General features: G+C 53.0%; 30 protein-coding genes and 1 tRNA gene. 14 read left to right on the plus strand and 17 right to left on the minus strand.

What is annotated here, in order from left to right:
* Positions 1-17: 17 nt before the first annotated feature.
* Positions 18-935, minus strand: coding sequence for a 3'(2'),5'-bisphosphate nucleotidase CysQ (locus SynMVIR181_RS10170; protein ID WP_186589160.1), 918 nt, complete (start codon positions 933-935; stop codon positions 18-20).
* Positions 936-958: 23 nt separating this feature from the next.
* Between SynMVIR181_RS10170 and rsmI the strand changes: the two genes are divergently transcribed.
* Positions 959-1825, plus strand: a complete 867-nt coding sequence (rsmI, locus tag SynMVIR181_RS10175) for a 16S rRNA (cytidine(1402)-2'-O)-methyltransferase (protein ID WP_186589161.1) — start codon at positions 959-961, stop codon at positions 1823-1825.
* Between the two features lie 20 nt (positions 1826-1845).
* Complete coding sequence (locus SynMVIR181_RS10180; protein ID WP_186590621.1) at positions 1846-2079, plus strand: hypothetical protein; 234 nt, start codon at positions 1846-1848, stop codon at positions 2077-2079.
* Position 2080: 1 nt separating this feature from the next.
* Here SynMVIR181_RS10180 and SynMVIR181_RS10185 read toward each other — a convergent pair whose 3' ends face one another.
* The gene (locus tag SynMVIR181_RS10185) at positions 2081-2812 is read right to left on the minus strand and encodes a helix-turn-helix domain-containing protein (protein WP_186589162.1); all 732 of its coding nucleotides are present in this window, start codon (positions 2810-2812) and stop codon (positions 2081-2083) included.
* Between the two features lie 66 nt (positions 2813-2878).
* Between SynMVIR181_RS10185 and SynMVIR181_RS10190 the strand changes: the two genes are divergently transcribed.
* Positions 2879-2952: transfer RNA gene (locus SynMVIR181_RS10190), tRNA-Arg, on the plus strand.
* 118 nt (positions 2953-3070) lie between these two features.
* Here the strand turns inward: SynMVIR181_RS10190 and SynMVIR181_RS10195 are convergent.
* The gene (locus tag SynMVIR181_RS10195) at positions 3071-3214 is read right to left on the minus strand and encodes a hypothetical protein (protein ID WP_186523596.1); all 144 of its coding nucleotides are present in this window, start codon (positions 3212-3214) and stop codon (positions 3071-3073) included.
* A gap of 129 nt (positions 3215-3343) precedes the next feature.
* On the opposite strand from SynMVIR181_RS10195, the gene SynMVIR181_RS10200 reads away from it, so the two are divergent.
* The 5 genes from SynMVIR181_RS10200 to SynMVIR181_RS10220 all read left to right on the plus strand — a co-directional run bounded on the left by SynMVIR181_RS10200 (position 3344) and on the right by SynMVIR181_RS10220 (position 6680).
* On the plus strand, positions 3344-3670 hold the full coding sequence (locus tag SynMVIR181_RS10200) for a 4a-hydroxytetrahydrobiopterin dehydratase (protein WP_186523595.1): 327 nt from the start codon (positions 3344-3346) through the stop codon (positions 3668-3670).
* A gap of 857 nt (positions 3671-4527) precedes the next feature.
* Positions 4528-4671, plus strand: a complete 144-nt coding sequence (locus SynMVIR181_RS10205) for a hypothetical protein (RefSeq protein ID WP_186589163.1) — start codon at positions 4528-4530, stop codon at positions 4669-4671.
* 249 nt (positions 4672-4920) lie between these two features.
* Positions 4921-5457, plus strand: a complete 537-nt coding sequence (locus tag SynMVIR181_RS10210; RefSeq protein ID WP_186589164.1) for a DUF2808 domain-containing protein — start codon at positions 4921-4923, stop codon at positions 5455-5457.
* A gap of 190 nt (positions 5458-5647) precedes the next feature.
* Complete coding sequence (locus SynMVIR181_RS10215; protein WP_222929412.1) at positions 5648-6007, plus strand: hypothetical protein; 360 nt, start codon at positions 5648-5650, stop codon at positions 6005-6007.
* Between the two features lie 373 nt (positions 6008-6380).
* Positions 6381-6680, plus strand: coding sequence for a DUF3104 domain-containing protein (locus SynMVIR181_RS10220; protein ID WP_186589166.1), 300 nt, complete (start codon positions 6381-6383; stop codon positions 6678-6680).
* A 229-nt stretch (positions 6681-6909) separates the two neighbouring features.
* Here the strand turns inward: SynMVIR181_RS10220 and SynMVIR181_RS10225 are convergent, their stop codons facing one another.
* From SynMVIR181_RS10225 to SynMVIR181_RS10240, 4 genes are all read right to left on the minus strand, one after another.
* Positions 6910-7866 carry a hypothetical protein gene (locus SynMVIR181_RS10225; protein ID WP_186589167.1) on the minus strand — a complete coding sequence of 319 codons (957 nt, stop codon included), beginning with the start codon at positions 7864-7866 and terminating at the stop codon, positions 6910-6912.
* A gap of 119 nt (positions 7867-7985) precedes the next feature.
* Positions 7986-8357 (minus strand): hypothetical protein, encoded by a 372-nt coding sequence (locus SynMVIR181_RS10230; RefSeq protein ID WP_255444258.1) that lies wholly within the window; start codon positions 8355-8357, stop codon positions 7986-7988.
* Positions 8358-8371: 14 nt separating this feature from the next.
* Entirely contained in the window at positions 8372-8539 is a 168-nt protein-coding gene (locus tag SynMVIR181_RS10235) for a hypothetical protein (RefSeq protein ID WP_255444259.1), read from the minus strand.
* A gap of 304 nt (positions 8540-8843) precedes the next feature.
* Complete coding sequence (locus SynMVIR181_RS10240; protein WP_186589169.1) at positions 8844-9071, minus strand: hypothetical protein; 228 nt, start codon at positions 9069-9071, stop codon at positions 8844-8846.
* A gap of 219 nt (positions 9072-9290) precedes the next feature.
* On the opposite strand from SynMVIR181_RS10240, the gene SynMVIR181_RS10245 reads away from it, so the two are divergent.
* Entirely contained in the window at positions 9291-9497 is a 207-nt protein-coding gene (locus tag SynMVIR181_RS10245) for a hypothetical protein (protein WP_186523576.1), read from the plus strand.
* Between the two features lie 358 nt (positions 9498-9855).
* A complete protein-coding gene (locus tag SynMVIR181_RS10250; RefSeq protein ID WP_186589170.1) occupies positions 9856-10014 on the plus strand; it encodes a hypothetical protein in 159 nt (52 codons plus the stop codon).
* Positions 10015-10042: 28 nt separating this feature from the next.
* Here SynMVIR181_RS10250 and SynMVIR181_RS10255 read toward each other — a convergent pair whose 3' ends face one another.
* The 6 genes from SynMVIR181_RS10255 to SynMVIR181_RS10280 all read right to left on the minus strand — a co-directional run bounded on the left by SynMVIR181_RS10255 (position 10043) and on the right by SynMVIR181_RS10280 (position 17821).
* Positions 10043-10195: a hypothetical protein gene (locus tag SynMVIR181_RS10255; protein ID WP_186589062.1), complete on the minus strand. Its 153-nt coding sequence runs from the start codon at positions 10193-10195 to the stop codon at positions 10043-10045.
* Between the two features lie 489 nt (positions 10196-10684).
* The gene (locus SynMVIR181_RS10260; protein ID WP_186589171.1) at positions 10685-10939 is read right to left on the minus strand and encodes a hypothetical protein; all 255 of its coding nucleotides are present in this window, start codon (positions 10937-10939) and stop codon (positions 10685-10687) included.
* Positions 10936-11307 carry a hypothetical protein gene (locus tag SynMVIR181_RS10265; RefSeq protein ID WP_255444260.1) on the minus strand — a complete coding sequence of 124 codons (372 nt, stop codon included), beginning with the start codon at positions 11305-11307 and terminating at the stop codon, positions 10936-10938. Before SynMVIR181_RS10265 ends, SynMVIR181_RS10260 begins: the two co-directional genes overlap by 4 nt.
* Positions 11308-11937: 630 nt before the next feature.
* Positions 11938-15606 carry a hydantoinase B/oxoprolinase family protein gene (locus SynMVIR181_RS10270; RefSeq protein WP_186589172.1) on the minus strand — a complete coding sequence of 1223 codons (3669 nt, stop codon included), beginning with the start codon at positions 15604-15606 and terminating at the stop codon, positions 11938-11940.
* A gap of 4 nt (positions 15607-15610) precedes the next feature.
* Positions 15611-16336, minus strand: a complete 726-nt coding sequence (locus SynMVIR181_RS10275; RefSeq protein ID WP_186590624.1) for a glucosamine-6-phosphate deaminase — start codon at positions 16334-16336, stop codon at positions 15611-15613.
* 75 nt (positions 16337-16411) lie between these two features.
* Positions 16412-17821 carry a SpoIID/LytB domain-containing protein gene (locus tag SynMVIR181_RS10280; protein WP_186589173.1) on the minus strand — a complete coding sequence of 470 codons (1410 nt, stop codon included), beginning with the start codon at positions 17819-17821 and terminating at the stop codon, positions 16412-16414.
* Positions 17822-17962: 141 nt separating this feature from the next.
* On the opposite strand from SynMVIR181_RS10280, the gene SynMVIR181_RS10285 reads away from it, so the two are divergent.
* The 4 genes from SynMVIR181_RS10285 (at position 17963) to SynMVIR181_RS10300 (ending at position 21245) form a co-directional block, all read left to right on the plus strand.
* Positions 17963-18910 (plus strand): ribonuclease Z, encoded by a 948-nt coding sequence (locus tag SynMVIR181_RS10285; protein ID WP_186589174.1) that lies wholly within the window; start codon positions 17963-17965, stop codon positions 18908-18910.
* 114 nt (positions 18911-19024) lie between these two features.
* Positions 19025-19537, plus strand: coding sequence for a photosystem II cytochrome c-550 (gene psbV, locus SynMVIR181_RS10290; protein WP_222929390.1), 513 nt, complete (start codon positions 19025-19027; stop codon positions 19535-19537).
* A gap of 300 nt (positions 19538-19837) precedes the next feature.
* Positions 19838-20743 carry a phycobilisome rod-core linker polypeptide gene (locus tag SynMVIR181_RS10295; RefSeq protein WP_186589175.1) on the plus strand — a complete coding sequence of 302 codons (906 nt, stop codon included), beginning with the start codon at positions 19838-19840 and terminating at the stop codon, positions 20741-20743.
* Positions 20744-20951: 208 nt separating this feature from the next.
* The gene (locus tag SynMVIR181_RS10300) at positions 20952-21245 is read left to right on the plus strand and encodes a DUF1330 domain-containing protein (protein WP_186589176.1); all 294 of its coding nucleotides are present in this window, start codon (positions 20952-20954) and stop codon (positions 21243-21245) included.
* A gap of 219 nt (positions 21246-21464) precedes the next feature.
* Here SynMVIR181_RS10300 and SynMVIR181_RS10305 read toward each other — a convergent pair whose 3' ends face one another.
* The 4 genes from SynMVIR181_RS10305 to serA all read right to left on the minus strand — a co-directional run bounded on the left by SynMVIR181_RS10305 (position 21465) and on the right by serA (position 24897).
* On the minus strand, positions 21465-21872 hold the full coding sequence (locus tag SynMVIR181_RS10305) for a hypothetical protein (protein WP_186589177.1): 408 nt from the start codon (positions 21870-21872) through the stop codon (positions 21465-21467).
* 104 nt (positions 21873-21976) lie between these two features.
* Entirely contained in the window at positions 21977-22276 is a 300-nt protein-coding gene (locus tag SynMVIR181_RS10310; RefSeq protein ID WP_006043345.1) for a ferredoxin, read from the minus strand.
* 141 nt (positions 22277-22417) lie between these two features.
* Complete coding sequence (gene prmA / locus SynMVIR181_RS10315) at positions 22418-23311, minus strand: 50S ribosomal protein L11 methyltransferase (protein WP_186589178.1); 894 nt, start codon at positions 23309-23311, stop codon at positions 22418-22420.
* Positions 23311-24897: a phosphoglycerate dehydrogenase gene (serA, locus tag SynMVIR181_RS10320; RefSeq protein WP_186590625.1), complete on the minus strand. Its 1587-nt coding sequence runs from the start codon at positions 24895-24897 to the stop codon at positions 23311-23313. The genes prmA and serA overlap by 1 nt, the downstream gene beginning before the upstream one ends.
* Between the last annotated feature and the right edge of the window lie 134 nt (positions 24898-25031).

Genomic DNA, 25031 nt, shown 5'->3' on the forward strand with positions numbered 1-25031 from the left:
GAGGCGCCTAACCAGGCTCAGACCTGAAAACCGGGATCAATCAGTCCCATCGCCCGTGTCGCTTTTTCACATAAAGCGGCATGGGTTTTTCCATGGCTAGCGATCAAGCAACCTGCCTGGCGAACATCTCCGGTGTTGTACGTGAGCTCTGCGCCATCGGCATGGGTAAAGGCACCACCAGCAGCGAGAAGGACGGCCTCTGGTGCGGCCATATCCCAATCTTTCGGAGCACTTTTCCCAGATAGGGAAATGTACAAATCGGTTTCGCCACGAAGGATCGTGGCCACTTTGCAGCCGACACTGCCCACTGCCTTTGATTCGCCGAGTTCTAGGGCGGTGATCAACTGTTCAAGTCGTTGATCCCTGTGACTGCGGCTTGCCACCAAGATGAGCTCATTTGTGATCGCGCGCGCACTGAAACGAACCGGTGCTCGCTCACCGGAGCGGTTTTCGCACCAGGTGCCGCTACCCACCACACCAATCCAAAGCTCTTCTCGTTCTGGAACCAGAACGACCCCAAGCACAGGGCGCTGTTGATGCACCAAGGCCAGATGGACGGCATATTCCCCTGTGCCTTGCAAGAAATCTTTGGTTCCATCGAGTGGATCCAAAATCCATAGCCACTCAGCAGCTAAGGGTTGTCCCTCAATTAGTTGCTCCTTGGCGGTTTCTTCACTGAGAAGGGTCCAACCAGCGGTGGGGAAAGATTGTTTTAAGCCATCCAGGAGCCATTGATTGACCGCTAGATCAGCAGCGGACACTGGGCCTTCGCCGCCATTGTCAACGCTGAGGGCTTTCGGAAACCCGTGGGGTGGCTGTTCTCCACGGGCATAGGCGCGCAGGATGTCTGCAGCCCCCCAGCTGAGAGGGCGAAGAACCTTTAAAACATCTTCCAGGTTGATACCGGCAAGAAGGGTCGGCGAGCTCGGCATCATGGTTTGATCTGGGCGGAGCCATTGTGAAGCAACGCGCTGAACCTGCGGCTGGAGTGCTTTATGTCGTAGGCACTCCGATTGGCCATCTCGGTGACCTGTCGCCTCGAGCGCGTGATCTGTTGATCGCTGTGGACACGATTGCTTGTGAGGACACGCGTCATAGCGGACAGCTGCTGAGCCGTATCGGTTCAACAGCAAGGCGGTGCTCGTTCCATCAGCACAACACCCGCACGCGAATTCCCCAGCTGTTACTGGAACTGGACGAGGGCCGCAGCGTTGCGGTGATTAGTGATGCAGGCTTGCCCGGAATTAGTGATCCTGGGCAGGAGTTGGTCGCTGCCGCGCGCCTGTCGGGTTGTGAGGTGATTTCTATTCCCGGTCCCTGTGCGGCGACGACAGCCTTGGTAAGCAGCGGGCTTCCTAGCGATCGGTTTTGTTTTGAGGGTTTTCTCCCCGCTAAGGGCAAGGAACGCCGAGAGCGGCTGGCCTTCATTGCTAGCGAGCAGCGCACCAGCGTGATTTATGAAGCCCCTCATCGTTTGTGCCAACTTCTCGACGAGCTGTTTGAGCTCTGCGGTGAGGAGCGACCATTACAAGTGGCTCGAGAACTCACGAAGCGGCATGAGCAACAGGTGGGCCCAACCGTTGGAGTAGCGCGGAATCATTTTCAAGAACACACCCCCCAGGGGGAATGCACGGTGGTGTTGGGTGGAGCCGTACCCGTCGAGATCGAAGCCTTCACTGACAAACAGTGTTGTCAGCAGTTATTAGCACTCACGGCAGAGGGGATGAGTGCCAAAGATGCGGCCAAGCTGTTGTCCAGCAAAATTGGACGTTCCAAACGCGAGCTCTATGCGTTGCTTCACGCGGAGACCGAACAGGCAGACTGATGCTGGCAAAAGCGATTGTGATGTTCATCCGCCTGAGACTGCTCTTGTTGAGTTTGGGGAGTGGGCTAACGCTCCTGTTGGTTCTCTGCCTTGGTGCTCAGAACCTCAATGATCGCCATCGCCTCAATCTTGGCGTTGGTCAGTCTGCACCCCTTCCCTCAGGCTTCATTGTTGGAATCAGCTTGGTGCTTGGGATTGTCAGCGGCGGCAGTGTGGCGGCGGTGTTGGCTCCAGCTCCTGATCCAGATCGCTGAATTAGGACTTGAGTGCAAACAGGGATCCCTCAACCACCAAGTGCGTGATCCCACGGGCGAGCAGGTAAGAGGTTGTTTGCTCAAAGACCTGGGTGTGTGGCACTTTGATCACGCGCTGATTGCGGCCGCATTGGCGTTTAGCAGCGCGTGGACTTGCGAAGAGGCATAAGGCCTGCCGTTGCTGCTCTGAAGGATCACTGAGGCCCAATTCAGGGAACTCACTGAGTGGCCGTGGATCGAGCTCCACCGTTTTGTCGACAAGCATGTACACGCTGTCTGGCAACAGTTCAGATGCAAAGGGTCGGCAAATGACTTGTTGGGTGGTGACCTGAGGTAGGTCGACCGGCAGCACTGCTATTTCATGGAAGACATTTTCATCGTCCGTGTTGAAGGTCTCGTTGTCGTTGAGATCGGCGCTACTGAAATCCTCGCCCTCTCCCTTGGAGCTTGGTACTTCTATTCCGGAGTCTTCGAGGCTGGTTTGTGGATTCTCGGGACGGCTGACCTCAGCAGTCTCGATTTCAGGCACGCTGCTCGCTAAGCCAGAGTTTTTGGCAGAACGCTGGGCTTTGAGCTCGGCATACTCCTCAGGGCTGAGCAGGGACCTTACGGTTCGACTCACCGTGTTGGTGCTGCAGCCGTAGGCCGCGGCGATCTGGGCGCTTGTGTCCCCAGCGCGGTACCGCTCCACAATTTCCTGCTTGTGGCTGTCGTTGAGCCGGCTGGGGGCCATTGTCCGTACCGCACAGCTTTCAAGCTTAAGCGGGGTGGCGTACGTCGACTGTCAAAATGAGTGGATGCTCCCTTAGCTCAGCTGGATAGAGCAACTGCCTTCTAAGCAGTCGGTCGTGTGTTCGAATCACACAGGGGGCGCTAATCACAGCAAAGGGTTTCAGCGAAAGCTGAGGCCCTTTTTTTATGCTGCCGCGCATTCGAGCAACGGTTGCCTAAGTCTTTGTTAGGCGGCGATAGCCAAACTCTTTTGACTGATTCAGCCGTAATTGGCCTGGCGAATCATGTCGAAATCGATCCCCACGACCTTCGTTAGAACGAAGTAAAGGCCCCATGCGGCGAGGTTGGCTCCGATGACCCAGGCAAAAGTAGTTCGTCTGGCTTTTCTGCTGTCTTCGTCCATGCCTCACCGGCGCTTGATCTTGAGGCTACGGAAGGAGGGGACCATGGTGAGGCTGGATTTTTTAGCTTCAGTTTCCGCGTCATTGTCTTCAGTGCTGCGTCCATACTTCAAAGGCTGCTGGAGACCTCAATGGATTTAGCCAAACAGACCTGTATCCCCTGCCAAGAAGGCGCTCCCAAGCTCACTGAAATGGAACTTGCTGATCTTCTGCCTCAATTGCCTGGGTGGGAGGTGGTTGATCACCATCACCTCGCTCGCTCGCTGCGATTCATCGACTTCCAGACTGCTCTCGATTGGGTGAATGCAGCTGGAGCAATCTGTGAGGTTGAGGGACACCATGCTGAGTTTTCCCTGGGCTGGGCCCATGCGGAAGCGGTGATTTACACCCACAAGGTGGATGGCTTAACGCAAGCCGATGTGGTCTTGGCCGCAAAACTAAATGGAATTGATGTTTAGAAGGTTTTCTTCAGGAAGGTGATCTGAATCAAGCGGAAGGCTTCTCTTCTGCATGCCAATTTTTTCCTCCTCCAACAAAACCCTGTTCCTTGCTTTTACATGCGGGTGTTGTGACGTTCTCTCAGCTAGCAGATTTCCCAACATGCAATGAATCAACTGACAGAAGAGCAAGCTGCTCCTCCCTTAGCCCAGATTGGCTTTCGGCGCAGCCTTGGTTCCGCGGAGACCGTGATGCGAAGACGCTCCTCCTGCTCAAGGCGGGCTGCATCTGCGGGGGAATTGGCTGCGACAGTTCTTAAATTGCGATCGACTGACAAAAGGACAATCGGATAGGTGGCCTAGTTTGCCAAGCGAAAACCAGAAAGCAAGGCAATCAAGGGGCAAAAAAGCTTTTCGCTCTCAGGGCAACCACCAAAACTTCGGAGAAGCCAGTAATTTGCAGCAGATCAGGCTGATGTCTTGCACAATCGCTGGTCCATACCACTAGCCAAAACAAGAGTGTGGGCTAGAAGAGCTGAGTTCGTCACATGGTGTAGACAAAGCAGCCGATGAATTTTTTCTTGCAAGATATGAATAGAAACATTGCACTGAGGAGCTAAAAGCGCGCGTTTTTAAGCCTTCTTCATGAAATTGCGTAAAGCCATCCTCTGATGGCCGCCAGATCGATAGATTTCTAAATATTGGAGCTTCAGATTTCCTTTAGATTCTTTGGAGCGTTGCTGATGGGTTCGTCCCTTCTCTCTATGGCAAGTTCTAAAAAAGAGTTGGCACTGCTTGGAAGCACCTTCCTTTTTGGTTATGGGGCCCTAGAGCTCGCTCTGCGTTTTGGTGGTTATTAAGAGCTCTCCGCACTGCGGATGTACTGGCTTGTTGATGTGCCCTATGCCCTGTTTCTTCGTCGCCCTCCACATTGGTTCGATACGCATCAGCGGGAAGCAGCCAAAAGGCATGATCCAAAGGGTCTCGATTTAGGTTTTAGCCGTGTGTTGGGTTATGGATAAGCGATGAGGCCGTTCGAAAGATCACAGGAAATGGCTCACTCGGCTTCTGATGCATTTGGGTTCTGTTAGATCTCTGCCTGATGTGTGGGGTTATGTCTTGGTGGGATGCAGACTTGATTGACAAGGAGATGACTTCCCTCCAGCGCGGTGGCCCTGTTCTGCTGCTCTATGGATGCATCTGCCCTCTCTCATGATTATGCTCTTTGCTTCTTCCCTTAATGGTCTACTAGAATCTAAAGAAAAGGACCTGTGAATAAAGCTGTCACTCTTTCTCTTCTTTTTCTTTGTGCTCAGCCATTGAGCTCGCAATCGACAGAGCTATATGGTCAGGAGTTTTTTGAAAGTCCTCCTAGAAATATTTCAATTCATAATTCATATTCTAATGCGTATCAGAGGTCTTATCCCGTTATTTCATTGGAGCTACCTGCAAATGCTGGGGCGAACCTTGAAAGAATCGCTTTGTCGCAAATTAATGGTACTGAGAGGTGGAAATGGGGAGGTAAGGATCTCACTGTTTATTCTGGATTTTATAATATGAGAAAGCGTGGAGAAAAAGGTCTTGCAAATATACAATTCAATGATGAGAGTGGAACTACTGAAATTGTCTTCAATCCTTCTGTTAAGCCTGGTCAGATCGTTAGCGTGGTTATTCCAAGTATCAATCCAAAGCAGGGGGTTTACGAATGGTCGGCAAGTTTTTACCCTGAGTCTCCTTCCTTGCCTCCCTCCCAAACGCTTGGTCCAGTCTTGCGCTTGGATATTTATCGGTCAAACATTCGTTTTTAATTGTCATTGAAATTAGTCCCTTTGGTTCCGCTTACTCCTGTTTTGATGGGAGTCAGTGGTGGTTTGATTGCGATGGGATCTGGCTTGGAATTGAGAGGAATCTGACCATGTCTTTGAAAGGATTGAAGATGGTTCAGGTGTGATACAACCAGGAGCCCCTATCACTTCCAGCCGAATCACCCAGCTCCTTTTGGCAGCTTTGGTTCTTACGCAAGTTCCCCATTTCATTAATTTTATTGATGGTCTCAACCGCTATGAGTCGCCAGAGGCTGCACTTAGGGCATGTAATCAATGGGCAGAGAGTGCTGGTCAATACACAGTGAAGAGAACGGGGATCTGGACCAGTTACTCGCAGTCTCCAGCGCGTTTATGCCGTAAGGAAGGTGATCACTACGTGGGGTCCGAGATTCCTCTCGAGGAAGCAAAGGAGATCGGTCAAGGCCCTGATGATCCCAATGGCTTCCATGTCGACAGTGTTCCGAAGGCTGAGGATTCGGGGAAGCGTTGGAGGTTTAGACGCAACAAGTGGTCGATCACGATTCCCTTTTGAGGAAGCGACTCAGTGCTCTTCCTTTCAGGGCTTGTTTTAATCCTGGCGAGACAAGCGGTTGATCACATCATGTGAATGTGGCCTCGTTTTGTGCTGTGCGGTTTTGCCTGAGCTTGCAACTGGCGCCGATGCTCGCCTCAGACGCTAAAACGATCCTCTTAAAAGCCGATTTGGTTCAAGATGCCCTGCCGTTTTCCATTGTGTTTGCCATGACCTGTAGAACTGGCATTGTCTCCAAGAGTTAAGGACCAACCTCTTCTCCCCCTATGGCTGTGCGAATGGGAGCGCATGATGATCTTGGTAACGCCCTGAGAAGGGGCTTGACCAACTGAGGCAGCCGCCCTAGAACGTGAGAAGTAGTTCAGGTGTATTAGTGAGCGTCGACCACTCTCTTCAGGGCAGGAGTCCGTTTGCGAGCAAGGATGCTCCCGCATTCCTGAGCGTTAGTTCTGGCGACTTTGTGATTGTCCAGGCGGAGCAGTTGGTTGCGCGAAAGGTTGATAGCAATTGGTGGATGGGACAGGTGGTGTTCTGTGAAGGGGGAGCTAGGGACCCGATGGTGAACACAATGTTCCAAGTCTCCAACGTCGATGATGGTGTTATCCATTGGGTCAATGGTGATGAGGTCACGCATATTGTCCGTTCGTTGGACGGCCTACAGCTGATGGCTTGATAGATATTTTTTCCATGCTAGTTCCATCTTTTTATGCATTTTTTCATAGAACTAACCCCATGTGATCCTTTGACTCTGTTGGTAATTGTCAATGGTTAGATGTCTTTAATGCTAGTCGTTGTGAAAAAATAGTGCCAGGGTTTATAGGTGCTTAGGGAGTTATCTCTCTTGACCGTGTTCTCATTGTTCAGGGGTTTGTTGTTGCTCATCCAGGTGACTTGGGTCTCAATCAGTCCTTGATGCCCCAGGCTTCTTGCAGGTCAACCAACGGTTGATCAGCAACGCTGAAGTAATCGATTGCTAGTAAGTCCTGTTTGCATTGCGTCCCGCGCCGCAGTGCGTGGGCGACGCGTTCCGGGCTCCCCGCTGCTGAGATTTGGTGAGGTTGGCAACCGGCTACGACACTGTCAAAGAGTCCTCCTTCGAACATCGCCATAGCACCTAAAAACCAGAGTGTTGAGCCTGGGACACTGCTGCTACCAGCTCCAAATGCGGCGTTCTCCACCTCACCGATGACATCCACCTTGTACCCACCCAGAACGTGTAACCAGTCGTGATGAGCAAGGGCTGCATTGGCGCCGCCCAGCTCTCCAGGTGTGGTGAAGCTATGGCTCTGGTAATGCTGCCAAACAGCAGCGCCTAGCGTGCCTCCCGGTAGCTGAGCTAGGGAGCGCCACTGAGCTGCTAGCTCTGGATCTTCTTCCACCGTGAAGGTCCAAGCTTGCGTTCCATGCTTCTCCAGAAGAAGTTCAAAATTGGCTTTCTGAAGATCCTCTTCCCCCATCCAGAACAGTCGATAAAAATCACTCTGAGCTTGAGCCCTGGCTTGGATTGCTACATCTCTGGCCAAGACAAGGGATCGGTCGTGGACATTGAGCGCATTTGCCCAGTGTTCCAGCGACCTCTCCAGCTCGACTGGGATGGGATTGACCATCATTTCTGTGAGTACGAGCAGTTCGATCAGCTCCCGCCGCTGCAAGGGGTCCGGAAAAATCACGCTGGCCTCTGCGACGCTTAGGCCAGGGATTCGTTGAAAGTCGATCTCTACTTCCAGGAGCTCTCGGAAGATCAAAGACAGGAAATGGGGCTGGAATTGGGAACACCAACCACTGGGGGGTCGCATGGCACCTACAACAGCTGCAGCAAGTTGGTCGGCCTGATTTGCAGAGGTATGAGCGAGAAACATTTTGCCGAAACTCCCTTACCGTTAAATATCTCTATTAAAAAGTTTAAGGCTTGTCAGCATTGAAAATTAAAATAATCCGTGAGCTGATTTGTTAATTCTTTTGATTCAGCTCAAGATGTTCAGCGTAGGTTTGCCATCCGGTCAACACTTGAGCCGATGCTCTCAACGACGAAAGCTTCCATCCCATCGTGATCGATGCCTGGCTTGAGTCGAAATAGGAATGCATTCACCCAGGCTGTTTCCTTGTTATTCACTTCATGCCCTCGGTCAACAAATCCGGGTTTTTGCCGAAACAGATGTAGAAGTATCTCTAATACATCTTGGGGTGAGAGATTTTCAGGATCAACGAAAGGCAGATTTTCTCTAACGTCCATCATTGAAATGGAGGCCGAATAGTCGAAGTCCTCTGGAATCACTGAAGAATTGATGCTGTGCTTATTGACGGAGCGTAGCGATAAATTCCTCTGTGCGTTGCAATACTGCAGCTCCATGGACTGATCGGTAATCAGCTCTGCTTTTTGTTGAGGACCTTCCAGCCCACATAGCCCGCACCGCCGAGGAACATGATTGGAAGGATTGCTTTGATGAACCCCAAGGCAACCCAAACCACCAAGATGCCAGCACCGATTCCAATACCAGTTTTCTTAACCATCGCTTGACTTTCGTCCGTCATCGTTTCCCATTTTGGTAGTGGCATGTCAGGTACTGCTGCGTCTCCTCTTTATGGCCCAAGCTTTGGTTGTTGTCATGGAGTTCTACCGGTAAGTGTGCAGATGCCCTCAGAGTGGATGTTTGATCTAAGTCATAAACTGAATTTTAAACCCCTTAAGTCTTGACTGCTAATAACGAAAATAATGCATTTACGTTTATTCGAGAAACAAGAAAATATTTCTTGGGGTTGGTGAAGCTGTAGTTCAATCAACGATTAAAATTATTTATTCGCAAAGAAGGGAATATGATCTATTAGCAACAGGTTCTTATTGTCCAGCGGCGCGATTGAAGCCAAAGCTAGAACTTGCTTGTACTTCTATTTCTTGACGCATTCGTGAAATGGCTTCTCTTGCAAAAGCCTTCTCATTTTCTTGAGCCGTGATGATAGCTTTAGTGATCTCGCGAAGTTTGCCAATGTCATCGCAAGCATCAATGTCTCTAAAAGCCGCCTCTAGTTGAAACTTTTGTTCAATTGATAAGCGATGGTTGGTCATTGAAGGGATCAATATTTTTTTAAAATCTATAGAGTTTTATCGGTGACTGCTGTTCGGTTGAAGGTACGGTCTCGAGATATGAGGTGCTTCGATTTCTTCCTTGGCAGAGAGCGGTAGGGGTGAGGGGTTGGTCGTAGGTGGGCTCGACGATGAGAGGGTGGATTAAACTCACCATCAATTGCATAGAGATCCTGACTGTGCGAAGAGACTCGAACTGACATGGATGTTGAGCTAAACGGGACAACGATCTATTTTGATCGCCCTAGTGATAAAGCTGTTGTTCAACGCGTAGCAGCTCATATTCAGCGTCGCATCGATGAAGATGATTGGAGACCTTATGCCTCCAAGGCTGATGCCTTAGCGGCTTGGGTAAAACTTGGAGGAATTCGCTTGAAAGTCCTTCAAGCCTTCGACTTGGTTGAGTAAGTGATCGGTCTTCTTGAACCGTTCATCGCTTTCTGCTGGATATCTCACTCTTTGCTTAGTTGGCGTCGTGAAAAAGCGAGATGATAAGAAAAACGGAGAGAGGCCATGATTTGTCCTCGCTATGGCTCTTCTGTATGCGGTCCCCATTGTTCCTTGGTAACAGCCGAAATCTTTGCTATGTACACGCAAAGTGAACCTAGCTTTATGAGCTTCTGTCCTGTTGCTTCTCGCTTGAGTGAGTGGATCGTCGATGACGAGTCTCTCAGGGATTCACCACTCGAAACTGGATGATGGCCGGGATTTTTACCGCAAACCTTCGCTGCACTTATGAGTTGCTCTACCTAGGGAATATGCCAAGGTGACCACGCCATTTCCAATGTCGTCGGTTTTGGTTCTGATCGCAATGCGCGATTGCACTGATGTGCTTTTTGCTCGCCTGCGCCACACTTTGTGTATCGAAATCGGAGGAGCCATGACGGCCGACACTCCACCTCAGCAGATCAAAGAAGCAGCCTGACCACTTGGCCCCTGCTCCAACAGTTTTTTCACCCAACGGCGAGTTCCGTCCTTCGGTAGGCAAGCTCTTGAGCGCCACGTCGATCGACACTCCATCTGCACCGAATCAGGTGCCCTAAGGAGTTCAACCACTCACCACTTAGGAACCAGGCCCCAGGCGCCAAACGCCAGACGCTTCGCATTCCTCCTTCAGTTCACTGTTGTCGTTTCGAGGTTCACGCTTCTCCGATACAGATTCACTGGATCTTGGTTAGCGCTATGCATAAACGAGCGAGCTAGGCCGTCTCTTCCATCCGGGAGGGGCGGCCTCTCTTCTTTTCCACCACAATTCGAAGTCATAGACAAAGATTTGAGGTATTTTCACTAAGCCAGCATCAGCCTCAAAATAAAATCAACAAGCAATAATATTGATTTTTCGTGAAACAAGCAACTAAGATAGTGATCAGCAATCAATACAAGCTGATCCCCAGCCCTAGATGCGTAGACGACCAGATGGAACTATAAAGGGCAATATAAACTCCTGAAATCACAATCCCACCCGAAGAACCCATAAAAACAAGAGCGAAATACAAATTAGCCCATAGGACGAATAAGAATTTGCCTACTTCACTCTCATCTCACTTCCTTTCAGATTGGGGGTATAAATCAATCCCTCTCCGCAGGCACATCTTTTATTTTTTTCCCGTCAGCTCATCCCAACTAACCTCAGCCTCAATATTCTCAATGCTTTGATTCAATCGACAGCGAGGATTCTGATGACGGCCAGAAAGAGAATGCTCCTCAATCCCTTTAGGGTGGATCAACCCGAGCCTACTTAGAGGCTCCTGCTTTGCATCAATACAATCAGGCATACAACCATCTTCATCAAGAGCCATGAATTCAGCCTCAAAACAAACTTTTTCGAAAAATATTGGAATTAAAATCATTTAGACAGCTCAATTCCATCGTGATAATCATCCAAGAGCAAAGACAACCCATTAAAGTAAGCACACAATTCACCGCGCAATCCTGCGTAATAGCTCAAAGCTTCATTGCTATAAGCCTGGCGCATTTCCTTTTGAAGATTATCAGTGAGTCTATCCAATGCCTGGTGGGCGACAACCAAATCAACATGGATCAGATCCCTCCTTTCGTTCGAAGTGATTGGATCATTACTGCTAGAAGCACAGCGAGGATTAGCCTCTATCAATTGCTGTCGAAATGCTTCAATTTCGCTCATCGGATCATGAACCCGTTGCTCTACAAAAATATGACATCCGTTTCTATCAACTTGGTTAATCCAGATACGCGACAACGTATTAAAAAACACGCATCATCATTGCTTCCTTTCCATTGGAGCTCTTTTCGCAGCTATTACTACGCTGTGACTCTCACTATTCCAGCTGGGAGCCACACGAGCTACCAGTCCAGAGCCTTGCCAAGACTGATCTAGCCAAAGCGTATCTCGCGAATTCATTAACTCTGCATCGAATCCATCTAACGAGCTCTCAATCAGGAAAAGCAAGGGAGGTAATAGATCCACTGCACTAGACCAATCCGCTTACAAAGAGCAGAGCAAATTTTGCATCAATCATGACAAGATCCCTGAAAGCAAAGATACTCATCCCAGCAATTCAGCATCAGATTTAACCAAAAAAGACAATCCAGGTAACAACGAATACGCCCCCTCACAACGACTGCAGTTCATGGTGGATAGACACCAGACCGTGTCCCATGGAATTGTTCGTTGGAATCTGCATCATCCCATTTCTGAGCGCTCTATTTATTCAAGCCGGTCAAGATGAAAATTCTGAAGACCATGATTTTCTCTAGTCTATATATTCAAGACTCTTTTCAAGTTGATCTGGACACCAAGTCCAATCCCACTAAAAACCACATAAAAGGTGATTACTGCGAAGCAATTCGAAGAAAGTTATTCTCCGATTCATAGCGTCCGTTCCACCATTCCCCAACCACCGCCACCAGGCGTTGCAATCCAAAGTCGCTCTCCGGTTTGAACGCTCTGCTCAAAGCAACCTGGTTGCTTTCGCCAGGGGCCTCCCTCTTCACGCAAGCAAGCCATTCCCAGAGCACCAGCTTCTCCGCCAGCCAAACCAAATGGCGCGACGCGGCGCGACCCAGACAGCAAAGCCACCGTCATCGGTGCAAGAAAACGAATCTCACGCTCCAGTCCATCACCACCTGACCAGCGTCCTTTCCCCCCACTGCCTCGGCGCAACTGGAAACGTTCCAAACGCACAGGGAATCGTTGTTCGAGGATTTCCGGATCGGTGAGCCTGGAGTTCGTCATGTGGGTCTGTACCCCAAACGAACCCTGAAACCCCGGACCTGCCCCACCGCCTCCGGCAATCGTTTCGTAATACTGAGAATGTTCATCTCCAAAGGTGAGATTGTTCATCGTTCCCTGCGCCGCGGCCATCACCCCCATCGCAGCGAATAACAGGTTGCAGAGCGCCTGAGAGGTCTCCACATTGCCTGCCACCACAGCCGCTGGGGGGAGGGGATTCAACAGTGATCCCTGCGGGACGATCAAAGTAAGCGGCTCAAAACAGCCTGCATTGAGGGGGATTGATTCATCCACCAAGCAGCGCAGCACATACAACACAGCGGCTTTGGTGACCGCTAGCGGAGCATGAAAGTTGTGGTCTCCTTGGGGGCTCGTCCCAGTGAAATCGAGGCAAGCCGTACGCGCTTTGTGGTCCACATGCAAAGCAAGCTGCAAACGGCCGCCATGGTCTAGCTCCACGCTGAACTGCTGATCCGCCAAACGACTGATCACACGACGCACCGCTTCCGCCGCATGGGTTTGAACAAAGCGCATATAGCGACTGACCCGCCTTGGTCCCTCCTGCAGCATCAACGTCTCGAGCCGGTCCACGCCGAGGAGGTTGGCCGCCACCTGAGCCTGCAGATCCGCCCAAAGCACATCGGGAGAGCGCGGCGGCTGCCGCTCCGCTCTCAAAATCGCGTTCCAGCCATCCACATCCAAGACCCCACCACGCAGAAGTGACCAGTTGCGGAGCCGTAGGCCTTCCTCTCCGATCTCACGACTGAAAGGAGGCATGGAGCCAGGCGTAAGGCCCCCGACATCAGCGTGGTGTCCGCGACAAGCAACGTAGTAACTGGGTCGTTCCCCGTCACCGAAGACGGGGGTCATCGCCGTGATGTCTGGGAGATGGGTACCTCCGTGATACGGGTCGTTGCTCAGCACTGTTTCGCCCGGTTCCAGTGGAGGGCGTTCACCGCGTTGGATCTGGTGCAGAAGATCCAACACCGCCTCACCCATAGAGCCCAAATGCACTGGGATATGGGGAGCATTGGCAACCAATGCTCCGTCTTGATCGAACAACGCACAGGAAAAGTCCAAGCGCTCGCGGATATTCACAGAGCGGCTCGTCTGCCGAAGCCGCTCCCCCATCTGCTCAGCAATCACCATGAAGCGGTGATGAAACAGGCTCAGGTCCACCGGATCTGGAACATCTACAACCTGATCTCGAGCTGACCTTTGAACCGGTAGCTCAGCAGCAGTGAGTAGCAAGCTTCCTTCGGAGTCGCAGCAGGCTGACCAACCAGGCTCCAGCACGGTGCAACCCGTGGCATCAAGGATTAAGGCTGGCCCCGGCAAGGGCTCACGCAACAAAGCATCACAGCGTTGCACCACCGGAACCTCCTGCCAACCCAGCCCAGCCCAGTGAATGGTGGCTGTTGTGCTGAGAGCTCCAGACACCGGCTGCGTGGCTGATGCCATCTGGGTGTCGTGCTGAATGGGTGCTGGTGCCGTTAAAACTTCTACCTCCAACCGCTCCAACATCAAGGCAGTGGTGCGAGGAGGCTTGTAGCCAAAACGCTGACAGTGGGCTTGGTCAAAAGCACCTTCCAACTGCGAACGTTGCAAGGGTGAGGTGAGATCAGTGATCGGGATCAGCAATCCCTGTTCGGACGAAGCCTCCCGAAGTTCAAGACGAATGCGGTGCTCCCATTGGGACGCATGGCCCGCTCCAGCGGCCTGCAGCTTCGCCTCCGCAACAGCCAACTCCTGGCGAATCCTTCCAGGAAGTGACACCAACAAGTCCGTTTCAAGAGGGCGCCGCACCACCACCTGACGCCATTCGCGCAGGCGCGCCTGACCCAGACCAAAAGCCGACAACACGCCAGCAAGTGGATGGATCAACACTTGGCGAAGACCCAACACTTGCGCGACTCGGCAGGCCAATTGCCCGGCCGCTCCGCCGTAGGCCACAAGCGCCCCAGCACGAATGTCGTGACCACGAAGCAACGACACCTGCTGAATGGCACCAGCCATCGTTTCCACGGCGAGGTCAAGCGCTCCTTCCGCAAGCGACTCCGGATCGCATCCCAATCGGCAGGCAAGCTCCCCAAAGCGCTGCTGTACCACCTCCAGATCCGGAGGCAAATCCGCCGCAGGACCAAACACGGGGGGGAAGGCTTCCACCTGTAATCGACCCAGAAAAAGATGGGCGTCTGTGATGGTTAAGGGACCGCCATGGCGATAGCAAGCTGGTCCAGGGCTAGCGCCTGCAGAGCGAGGGCCGACCTGCAAACCATCGCCATCACTGCGAATGATCGAGCCCCCACCTGCGGCGACGGTATGGATCGGAAGTCGTGCAGCCGTCAGTTCGAGACCTGCAATTTTGGTCTCAGCGCTGCGCTCCCAGTCCTGGTCTGAGGCTCCTGCTGGCAAACAAAACACGTCGGTGCTGGTGCCACCCATGTCCACCCCTACGAGCGCCTGACCTGCCAAACCAGCAGCCTCTGCTGCAGCAACCGCCCCGACCATTCCGCCAGCAGGCCCAGACAGGATGGTGTCCTTCGCGAGCAGTTGTTCAAGACCTTGTAAGGCACCACTTGAGGACATCACCCGCAGTCGTGCTTGCCCACCAAGTGACTGCCTCACCTGTTGGAGATAGCGAAAAAGCACCTGTTCCACCGCCGCCTCAACGACGCTGGTCTGCGACCGGGGGACCAAGCGCGGCAGTGGGCTTACCTGATGGGAACAAACCACCGTGGTGAATCCGATCGTTTGCGCCAACTCAGCCAGTCGCCGCTCATGGCAAGGCTCACGCCACGCATGCATCAGGGCAATGGCGCAGGCATGAATACCAGAACTGCGATACGCGCGCAGCGTTGTCTCCAGTTCTGCATCAAGACAAAGCGGTTCTACCTCCTCCCCATCGGCATTCAATCGCCCTCTGGATTCAACAACCGCCACAGCAAGCGACTGCGGAGCAGGAATCTCCAAGGCGAATAGATCAGGGCGATGCTGATCACCGATCAACAACAAATCCGACAGACCCTGGTTCGTGATCAACAGAACAGGCTCCCCTGCACCCTCCAAAAGGGCATTGGTCGCGACTGTTGTCCCCAATCGCACCTCCTGAATCAAACCCGGCGGGATCTGGGCCGCCACAGACAAACCCATGACCTCTCGGATGGCACAAACAGCGGGATCACCACGATCGATCGCTGGCTCTGAAAGCACTTTGCGAACCACAAGCTCACCAGTCGGGGCGCGACCCACGAGATCCGTGAAGGTTCCGCCTCGATCAATCCAAAATTGCCATTGGGTTGTCATCGGTTCAGGGCCCTTCCTCTCCCCATGCCGCATCATCCACCCACAACCAAAGGTTTGGGTGACGCCGTAGCCAGCTGGCAGGCACCTCCGGATCACCATCAAGATCCAACGCCTTGCGCAGAATCGCCGCCTTAGGCGCACCCGTCACGATCAGGTGCAGTTCCTTCGCCTCAAGGATCTCGCGCAAACCCAGGGTGATCGCTTGCTCCGGCACCAACGCTGGACTGCCCTGGAACGCAGGAGCATTTTGCGATCGCGTAGCGGGGCTGAGTTTCACCACACGACAGCGCACATCTGGACCGCACGGGGGCTCGTTGAATCCCACATGACCATTGCTGCCCAATCCCAATAGCTGCGAGCCAATCCCCCCAGCGCTGCGGATCTCGGCTGCAAAGCGATCAGCCGCCACCTGAGGGTTTGCAGCAGCTCCATCTGGCAACACCACCTGCGCAGGATTAAGCCCTAAAGGCCGCACCAGGTGATGCCCCATAAAGGCAGAGAACGAGCTGGGATGCTCCGGTGCCAAACCCACATATTCATCAAGATTGAAACTGCGCCAGCGCTGACGCAACAGCTGCAGACGATCCGTAGGCCAAGCCCTTAAACGCGAGACCAAGGCGGCATAAAACGGCTCCATGGTGCGTCCTGTCGCCAATCCCAGGGGCCGAAATGCCTGATGTTCAAAAGAGTCCAGCAACCCTTGCTCCAGCTGATCAACAACAGAATCCATGAGCTGCAGCGGATTGCGCCTGCGCACGATGGTGATCGTGTCTGAAATCTTGAGCACGATGAACTGCTACTTACATCAACCCCACCAGGCTGACTCTGAACGAAGCCGCAGCGCCACCGCTGGGTCATCACTAGAGCGATAGGGGCGAATTTCTGCACCGCGGTAGTAGTGCAAAAGGATCTCGCGAAAGTCAGCACCCTGAAGCGCCAGTCCATGGGCTCCCCACTGACTCATCCCAACCCCATGTCCAAAGCCTTGACCACGCGCTTCGAGAACGATCTCACCCACCTTGAGGTCAGGACGAAGCTGATTAAAGGCTGATGGGTTGAGAAGGGGGAGCGGCGGCGGTGGTGGTGGTGGCAGTAGGGACGCCAGTCGACCTGAGCTGCGGGACGCGGTCTTGGTGGAAGTGATGTCAGGACCACTCGCAGAGTCTTGCCACAGACCGATCAAAGAAGGAGCCGCTTGAGAGGTTGCTTGAGGAGCTTTCTGGGCAGTTGCAATTGCAGAGGCAGTTGAAGAATCGGTGGAGCCATTGATCAGCTCGAATTGAACCATCGTGCTTTTGAGGCCCAGACGCTTGCGTAGCTCCCTGCCCGTTAACACCAAAGAGCCACGTGGGCCCTGCACTCGCGCCGTACGAACCCGACCGGTTGAACTTGTCTTGAGGACCTGCAAGCGCTTGACACCTCCGGTTTCACGGAAGAGATCACGCAGCGCATCATCATCAAAACGTTTGTTCCAGCGATGCACCGGACTGTGCTGGTCGTGATCGGCAACGCTGACCAGGTAAGGAAGTTGATTGCGCCAAACCTCACCACTGGGTTCCGTTGCACCACCAGAGCTGCTGTGAAACACAGCATTAATCAGCCGGCCAGCATGGACTAAGACCAATGAGCGCGTGCTTTCCACGGCTTCGATTGTGCTGGGGGTTTCGGATTCAACCCCGCGATACACCTGGCTGGACACGGTGGCCTTCACATCGAAGTCTCCAGCCTTGCCGCGCTGTCTAAGGGCATAGGTGCGCGCCGCGACAGCCTGAGCTTGCAAGGCCGGCAACGGCCACCGATGGGGCATTTCACTCCCCACAACACTGGCCAAATAGGTCTCAATCCCAAGGTGGTTCACCACCTGCACCTGGCCACCACGCACTAAAAACTGCAACCGGCCGCGATAACGCCGGGAGCCAAGCCAAATCCCGCGGGGATCCTCGCTTTGCACCTCGATCGCAGAACGAGCTGCCAGGGAGCGGAACGACCCATCGCTCAATTGGCCACGAATCCTGAGGCGCCCCGCTCGCAGACTCACCTCCATCGAGCGCATGCCTTGATCACCACGGCCAAGACCTCGCACCAGGAATGGCTGATCTCCATCAGCACGAAGCCGAACCACCGAGGCTTGAGACAGCAGCACCCGCATCGACGGCTCCTGCGCCGCCACCACAACCCGCTGATCAAAGCTGACCGCCAGCACAGCGATCGGCATTGTCAAAGCAGCAGTCAGCACAGGGAAGAACGCTGACGTACGAGTGAGCACTGCAAGCTGAACCAGGCAGCTCAGTGTGACCTGATGATTCGGACGCGGCTAGGTCCCCGTGGCAGATTTGATCGTTGAGCGCGTTGAGACGTGCAGGTCACCTTCCTTGGAACCAGTTCAGGCGTGCCCACCCGAGGTCGCAATGTTTCGTCTGTGGCGCTGCGTTTGCCACAGCGATCGGAGCTGTGGCTGTTCGACTGCGGAGAAGGGACCCAACATCAGTTTTTACGCTGCGACTTGCGCCTCTCTCAACTGAGAAGGGTGTTCATCACCCATATGCATGGTGACCATGTCTTTGGCCTGCCAGGGCTGTTGGCGAGTTTGGGACTAGGCGGCACAAGCAATGGGGTGGACCTCTACGGCCCTGATCCCTTAGATGCCTATCTCCAAGGGGTTTTGCGTACGAGTTCAACTCGCATCGGCTATCCGCTTGCGGTCCATCGCGTACGCGAAGCAGCCGAACAGAACACCGTCGTGTTCGAAGACGACGATCTGATTGTGACCGCGGCTCCCCTCAACCATCGCGTTCCGGCCTACGCCTATCGAGCGGAACAAAAACCAAGAGCAGGTCGCTTTGACATCGACAAGGCCCGAGAGCTACAGATTCCACCAGGACCTGTTTATGCAGCTCTGAAGCGCGGCGAATCGGTCACGCTCGACGACGGTCGCACCATCGATGGCCGGACCTTGTGCGGTCCAGAACAACCTGGTGTGAGCGTTGTGTATTGCACCGATACCGTCTTCTGTGAAGCAGCAGTGCAGTTGGCTCGAGGAGCCGACCTGTTGATCCATGAATCCACCTTCTCCCATGCGGAAGCCGACATGGCTTTCAAAAGGCAACACTCCACAAGCACCATGGCGGCACAGACCGCTGCAGAGGCCGGCGTTAAGCAGTTAGCACTGACCCACCTCAGCCCTCGCTACGCCCCTGGAAACGCAGTCACCGCCGACGATTTAGTCGCCGAGGCTCGGGCCATTTTTCCGAACACAATTTTGGCCAAGGATTTCCTCAATGTGGACGTGAATCCCTCTTCATGAGCGGGCGCTTGCTGCAACAGTTCGTGATCACTAGGTCCTCTAGGGCCTCATCCGCATCCCACCCCGTGATACAAGGGCTTGGTGCGCTGTCTACGTCAGTCTCTGACATCTTTCATGGCCTCTTTTTTCTCCACATTGCGTCGATCTTTGAATCGACTGCTGATCGCCCTGCCAGTGCTGCTTGGACTGTTGATCAGTGCCCCCGCCCAGGCCGCCCAGTGGGATGCCGAGACCCTCACGGTGCCAGCTGACGGCGATGGCGCCCTGGTCACCTTCAGTGAGCAGGAAATCAAGACAGGACGGAAGGTGTTCAACGTCAGCTGCGGCACCTGTCACGCTGGCGGGATCACTAAAACCAACCAAAATGTTGGCCTGGATACTGAAACGCTTGCGCTGGCCACTCCAGTCCGTGACAACGTTGCTGCTCTCGTGGATTACATCCAAGACCCAACGTCCTATGACGGGGAGTACAGCATCGCCGATCTGCATCCCAGCATGCGCAGTCGTGATCTGTACCCCGCTATGCGTGATCTCACCGATGAAGATCTTCGCCTGATGTCTGGATACATCCTGGTGGCCCCCAAAGTCTTGGGTGTCGAATGGGGCGGTGGAAAAATCTACTTCTAATTTTTGATTAGATAATCACGCCACACAAACTAGAAAAAGGGCCTCAGGAAATCCTGGGGCCCTTTTTTATACATAGAAAACGCATCGGCCCCATGCAATGAAGTGCGTCCAGAGATGAAAGCTAACTCTCCTCAAGGTGAGATCCACCAAAGCCCAAAGAAACAAAGCAACAAACGTCTATTAACTTAATTTAAATAAGATGATGGCACCTTACGAAACAAAAAATTTCGAAAAAGCGCCTAATCCATTCAATCAATTCAAGATAAATTATACCGAAAGAAATCTGAATCCTCCTCAACAATGCTCTCCTCAACATCCGTCATCACAAGCTTTGGCGGTGAACGCGAAGCCAAACCTTCGACCTCATACAAAAGTGTACAGAATAAATCTTCTCAGTCAGCAGCACTATGTAATAGTGAATTCAAGCGAAGACAGTGCGAGGAAATGAAAATAGCCATAGGCCCTCGTCTTCATGATCAATGCGAGAGAACAGTCACTTTCGAGGAATATCCAGACATGTCGTCGGAAGCATTAGAGAGCGCCCTAGGCAGTGCCTATAAACACGTCTATGGGAATGCACATGTCATGGATAACGAGAGATCCACTTCTCTTGAAGCACAATTAAAAGATGGGCGTATTTCGATTCAAGATTTCGTACGTGGACTCGCAAAATCTGACTTCTACAAGAAAAATTTCTACGACAAGTGTTCGCCAGAAAGAACCATTGAACTTGACTTCAAACATATCCTAGGCAGGACACCTCATGATCAACGTGAGATCACAAAATACATTGAGATCCAAGCATCAAAGGGGCATCATGCTGTGATTGATTCAATGGTGGACTCAGCCGAATATTCAGAAACATTCGGACGCTATACAGTTCCCTTCATGAGGTCTTGGCTTTCCCAAGCAGGATCAGCTCAATCAGCATTCAATAGAACAGCTGCAGTTTGCCTTGGATATGCATATAGCGACAAAGCGATCGGAATCAACTCAAAGCTAAGTCAAGGCTTAAAAACAGGGCAAGCAGACAAAATTGTCTTCCCACACGCATCAAAACTGAATTTCTCAGGAGCAAACCTGATCCTGAAGAAAGGAAAGCCAGCAGCATGGATCAGAAAATCAGCAACTATTCTAACAATCGCTGGTGCAATCGAAGTCACCCGAATCATTCTCACGATTGCCTTTAGCGCCTTCGCTTCTTGACGAAACGATTCAGACGAACGCATCCTGACAACAAAATGCAGGACACGTTCGTCTCCAAATAAGAACATCTCTTGAGAAAAAGAAAAGAGAGCAATTAAACCCTTAGGCCTCGTAGCGTATTATTATTCTTGTTATTGCATGTCGCTCAGTTCCTTTTGACACGTCGATTGGAACTGAGTATTAATTTGCTGTTCCAAGCTTTAAAATCATGTCGAAAGGCTACTGGGTTGTGACTGGCAATATTCACACTCCACTCGGAATGGTTCCGTATATCAACAAATTCACGGCTTGGCTTCCAACAGTCGGAGCACGTTTATTAATACGCGATCTTCAGAGTGAGGTACGGGAAGGGACTCCTGGTTCAGTCAATATTATTGTTGAATTTGATTCAAAAGAGAAAGCAGTCACTGCGTACGAATCAACAAAATACCAAGAATTACTCAACCTCAGGCTTCAGAATTCAGATCTCAGCCTCACCATTACGGAAGAATTGATCAACTAAATACCCATAGAGCATTTCTCTTCCGGCAAATCCTGACTTTTAGCCTTTACCTGAAAGCAAATATTTTGTAACCGCTAGAAGGCCAGAACTATTCCCTGCCTGCCTGCCACTGAGGCAAAATCGTAAAAATTCAGAATGGCAGTATTCTTTACACCTTAAAGAATACTGCCATTCTCAACAAGATCGATTGAAGGATTAAGCCGTCCGATCAGAATTCTTTCAGCACTGGTCTTCAACAAATGACACCGAAGGCGTGTGATTCAAAGCAACCATTGATTTCGGTAGACGGCTGTACCACCATTCCTGCAACTCAGGCGTCAAACGCATCGAAAAAAGCGTTAGGAGCGTGACCGTAGGGCGAGAGCCGGGCTGGAGCAGCTCAACGGAATAGGAAGGACAGCGCCTAGAAGCCAGATCTGGAACAAACCGGCGACCCACCCGGCGCCAACTCGGCTCCTTGCTGCGCCAAGCCAAGCGGCAGCATGGCCAGGGCAGCTCCTCACGGTCAAACAAGCGACAACAAGGCCCAATCACCCGAAAGCTGTACTGTCCGCCTGGACTGGCATGCACCGATCCATGCTCCAGCAGTGCCTGAACATCAGAACGCAAGGCAGAAACAGGTGTCACGGTGATGACCAAAGCCTAAGAGCCGTATTCACATTAAAAAGCCACCCGCGAGGGTGGCAAAACGATCGCTTTGGTTTGGCGAAATCAGCTCATGGCTGAAGGGCTCAATACAGCTCTTCTTCAGCGTGAGTTTTGATGGTGCAATCTGAGGTGGGGTAAGCCACACAGGTCAGAACGAAACCAGCTTCGATCTGGTCGTCGTCCAGGAAGCTCTGGTCGGACTGATCAACGGTGCCGGCAGTGATTTTGCCTGCGCAGGTGGAACAAGCGCCTGCACGGCAGGAATAGGGAAGATCGATACCTTGCTCTTCAGCAGCATCAAGGATGTACTGATCGTCAGGAACTTCGATGGTCTTGTTGAGGCCTTCGCTCTCGCTGACCAGGGTGACCTTATAAGAAGCCATGATTGGATGTAATGCGCAGAGATCGAATCGATCTGAACCTGCTGGACGGAACCCTTCTACATCGGACAGACGGCTTGATACGGGATTCATCAGGGTTTTCTGTTCAAGCCCAATCAAAGAAGAAGAATTAATAAGAAGGGCTTATTGAAAAATGTGCCTGATTTCGAGCAGGCCCCAGCGACCTTGTTCCCCGATTGGCCTTGCCTGCCAGCCATATTCAGCCAAGACCTCCATCAGACGAGGCGCCTGATCCACCAAAAGACCACTGAGAAGTCCGCGACCCGTGGACTTCAGCACAGAAGCGAACTGCGGGGCTAAAGCTTCAATCACCGGAGCCAGGATGTTGCAGAGGAGCAAATCCGCTTCCTCTCCGTTCAACAAGGTCGCCAGCGTGTCGATCGATCCATGGCTGACGCGTAGTTGCTCGGCCTTCAAACCATTGAGAGCAGCGTTATCTGTCGTGGCTCGAACCGCCAGTGAGTCGGTGTCGGCGGCCAAGACCTCACTGGCACCTAGAGCCAAAGAAGCCAGGCCCAAAACTCCACTCCCACAGCCCAAATCGGCCACCCGCTGATCGTGGGGAGGCATCTCCTCCAGAGCTTCCAGGCAGAGGCGAGTAGTGGGATGACTCCCGGTCCCAAAAGCACTTCCAGGGTCCATCTTCAAAACCAAGCGGTCAGCATGCTCTTCAGGGACCTCCAGCCATGCCGGAAGGATCAACAAGCGCTGACCCACGGGGTCGGGTTGCCAGTGTTTTTTCCAACTAAGGCTCCAGTCTTCATCGGCCAACTCCTCCCACAGCGGCTCTGCCAAAGCCAGTCCAAACGTGTCCGCCATCGGGCGAAGGCTGTACAGCAACTGATCCCGTTGATCCTGCGGCCACTCCGACGCGGGAAGCCATGCCAGCAACGTGCGCTGATCGGGCGACTCTGGGGCATGTTGAACGGCCAAGCGATGCAGTCCCAAAGACTCCAACTTCCAGAGAAGGGACTCCTCAAGGACGGGAGGCAGGGGCAGGGAGAGGCGCCACCACATCACAACGTGACGGGGTGAGCTTCCTGAATGCCGTTAATGCCGTGGATGGTGGTCAACAGAGCGGGCGGAATCGGGTCATCAATGCTGAGCACCATCACGGCATCACCACGGACGATGCGACGCCCCACCTGCATTGATGCGATGTTGACGTTGTGCTCTCCAAGCAGAGAGCCAAGGTGGCCAATGATTCCAGGCATATCGCGATGCCTGGTGAACAGCATGTGACGGCTTGGCGGGACATTCACGGGGAACTCATCAATGCTGGTCACACGCAAATCACCGTCTGCGAACACCGCACCGGTCACGCTGTGACCTCCCTGACCACCGCGAGTGGTGAGCTGCAGCGACCCACCTGCAAAATCGCGACTGGCATCGTCTTTAATTTCCAGCACATGAATGCCACGGCCCTTGGCCTCCAGGGACGCATTCACGTAGTTGATCCGATCTCCCAGCGCAGTGCTGAGCAAGCCTTTGAGAGCAGCCACCACAAGGGGTTGTGACGGGTGGCTAGCGAATTCACCTTGCAAGCGCACCTCCAACTCCTGAATCTGACCGCCACTGAGTTGGCTCACCAGCAAACCGAGGGTTTCCGCAAGCTGGAGATGGGGCTTGAGGCGCTCCATGATCTCGGCACTGAGCCCTGGGATATTCACGGCGCTGCGGGCAGGCAGCCCCAGCAACACATCACGAATTTGTTCGGCGACATCAACCGCCACATTTTCCTGCGCCTCTTCCGTCGATGCTCCGAGATGAGGGGTCAAGACAAGTCCTCGCTCCACGGCGCGCAGAGGGGAGTCCTGAGCTAACGGTTCCGACGCAAACACATCCAGACCGGCGCCAGCGATCACCCCGGATTCAATCGCTTCCGCGATCGCAGGCTCATCGACAATTCCACCGCGCGCACAATTCACAATCCGTGCCGTACTTTTCATCGTGCGCAACAGCTCGGCATTCACCAGATTTTCTGTATCAGGTGTGCGGGGAATGTGCAGGGTGATGTAATCGGCCTGCTGGAACAGAGCCTCCAGAGTGGTGAGCCGCACCTGCATCTGTTGGGCACGCTCTGCGGAGATGAACGGATCAAACGCGATCACATCCATGCCCATCGCTTTGGCGACGCGTGCGACGTGAGAGCCAATTTTGCCTAACCCCACCACGCCAAGAATTTTCTTGTAGAGCTCATTTCCCACATATTTTTTGCGATCCCACGCCCCAGACCGCATCGATCCATGGGCTTGCGGCACATGACGAGACACCGACAGCAACATCGCAAGCGCATGCTCTGCTGCTGCGATCGTGTTGCCCTCGGGTGAGTTCACCACCAACACCCCGCGTTGCGTAGCCGCAGGGACGTCCACATTGTCGACACCCACGCCGGCACGGCCGATAATCCGCAACCGATCAGCAGCCTCAATTACATCGGCTGTGACCTGGGTCCCAGAACGGATCATTAGGGCGTCGTACTCACCAATGATCGATTTGAGTTCTTCCGGTGACAACCCAATGCGCTCATCCACTTGAGCCACTTGGCCAAGGATGTCGAGCCCCGCCTGATCAATGGGGTCTGAAACAAGAACTTTTGTCATCCAGCGGCGGGAGAGAGCCACCACGAACTGTAGTGAGCAGCCCGAAGGTTCACCTCTAAGTGTCTGCCAGCCCGAACAGTTCCAAGAGAATCGGCTCCAAGGGCAACGATTCCGAGAGAGAATGATGACTCGGC

The organism is Synechococcus sp. MVIR-18-1, from assembly GCF_014279835.1.
GTDB lineage: Bacteria > Cyanobacteriota > Cyanobacteriia > PCC-6307 > Cyanobiaceae > Synechococcus_C.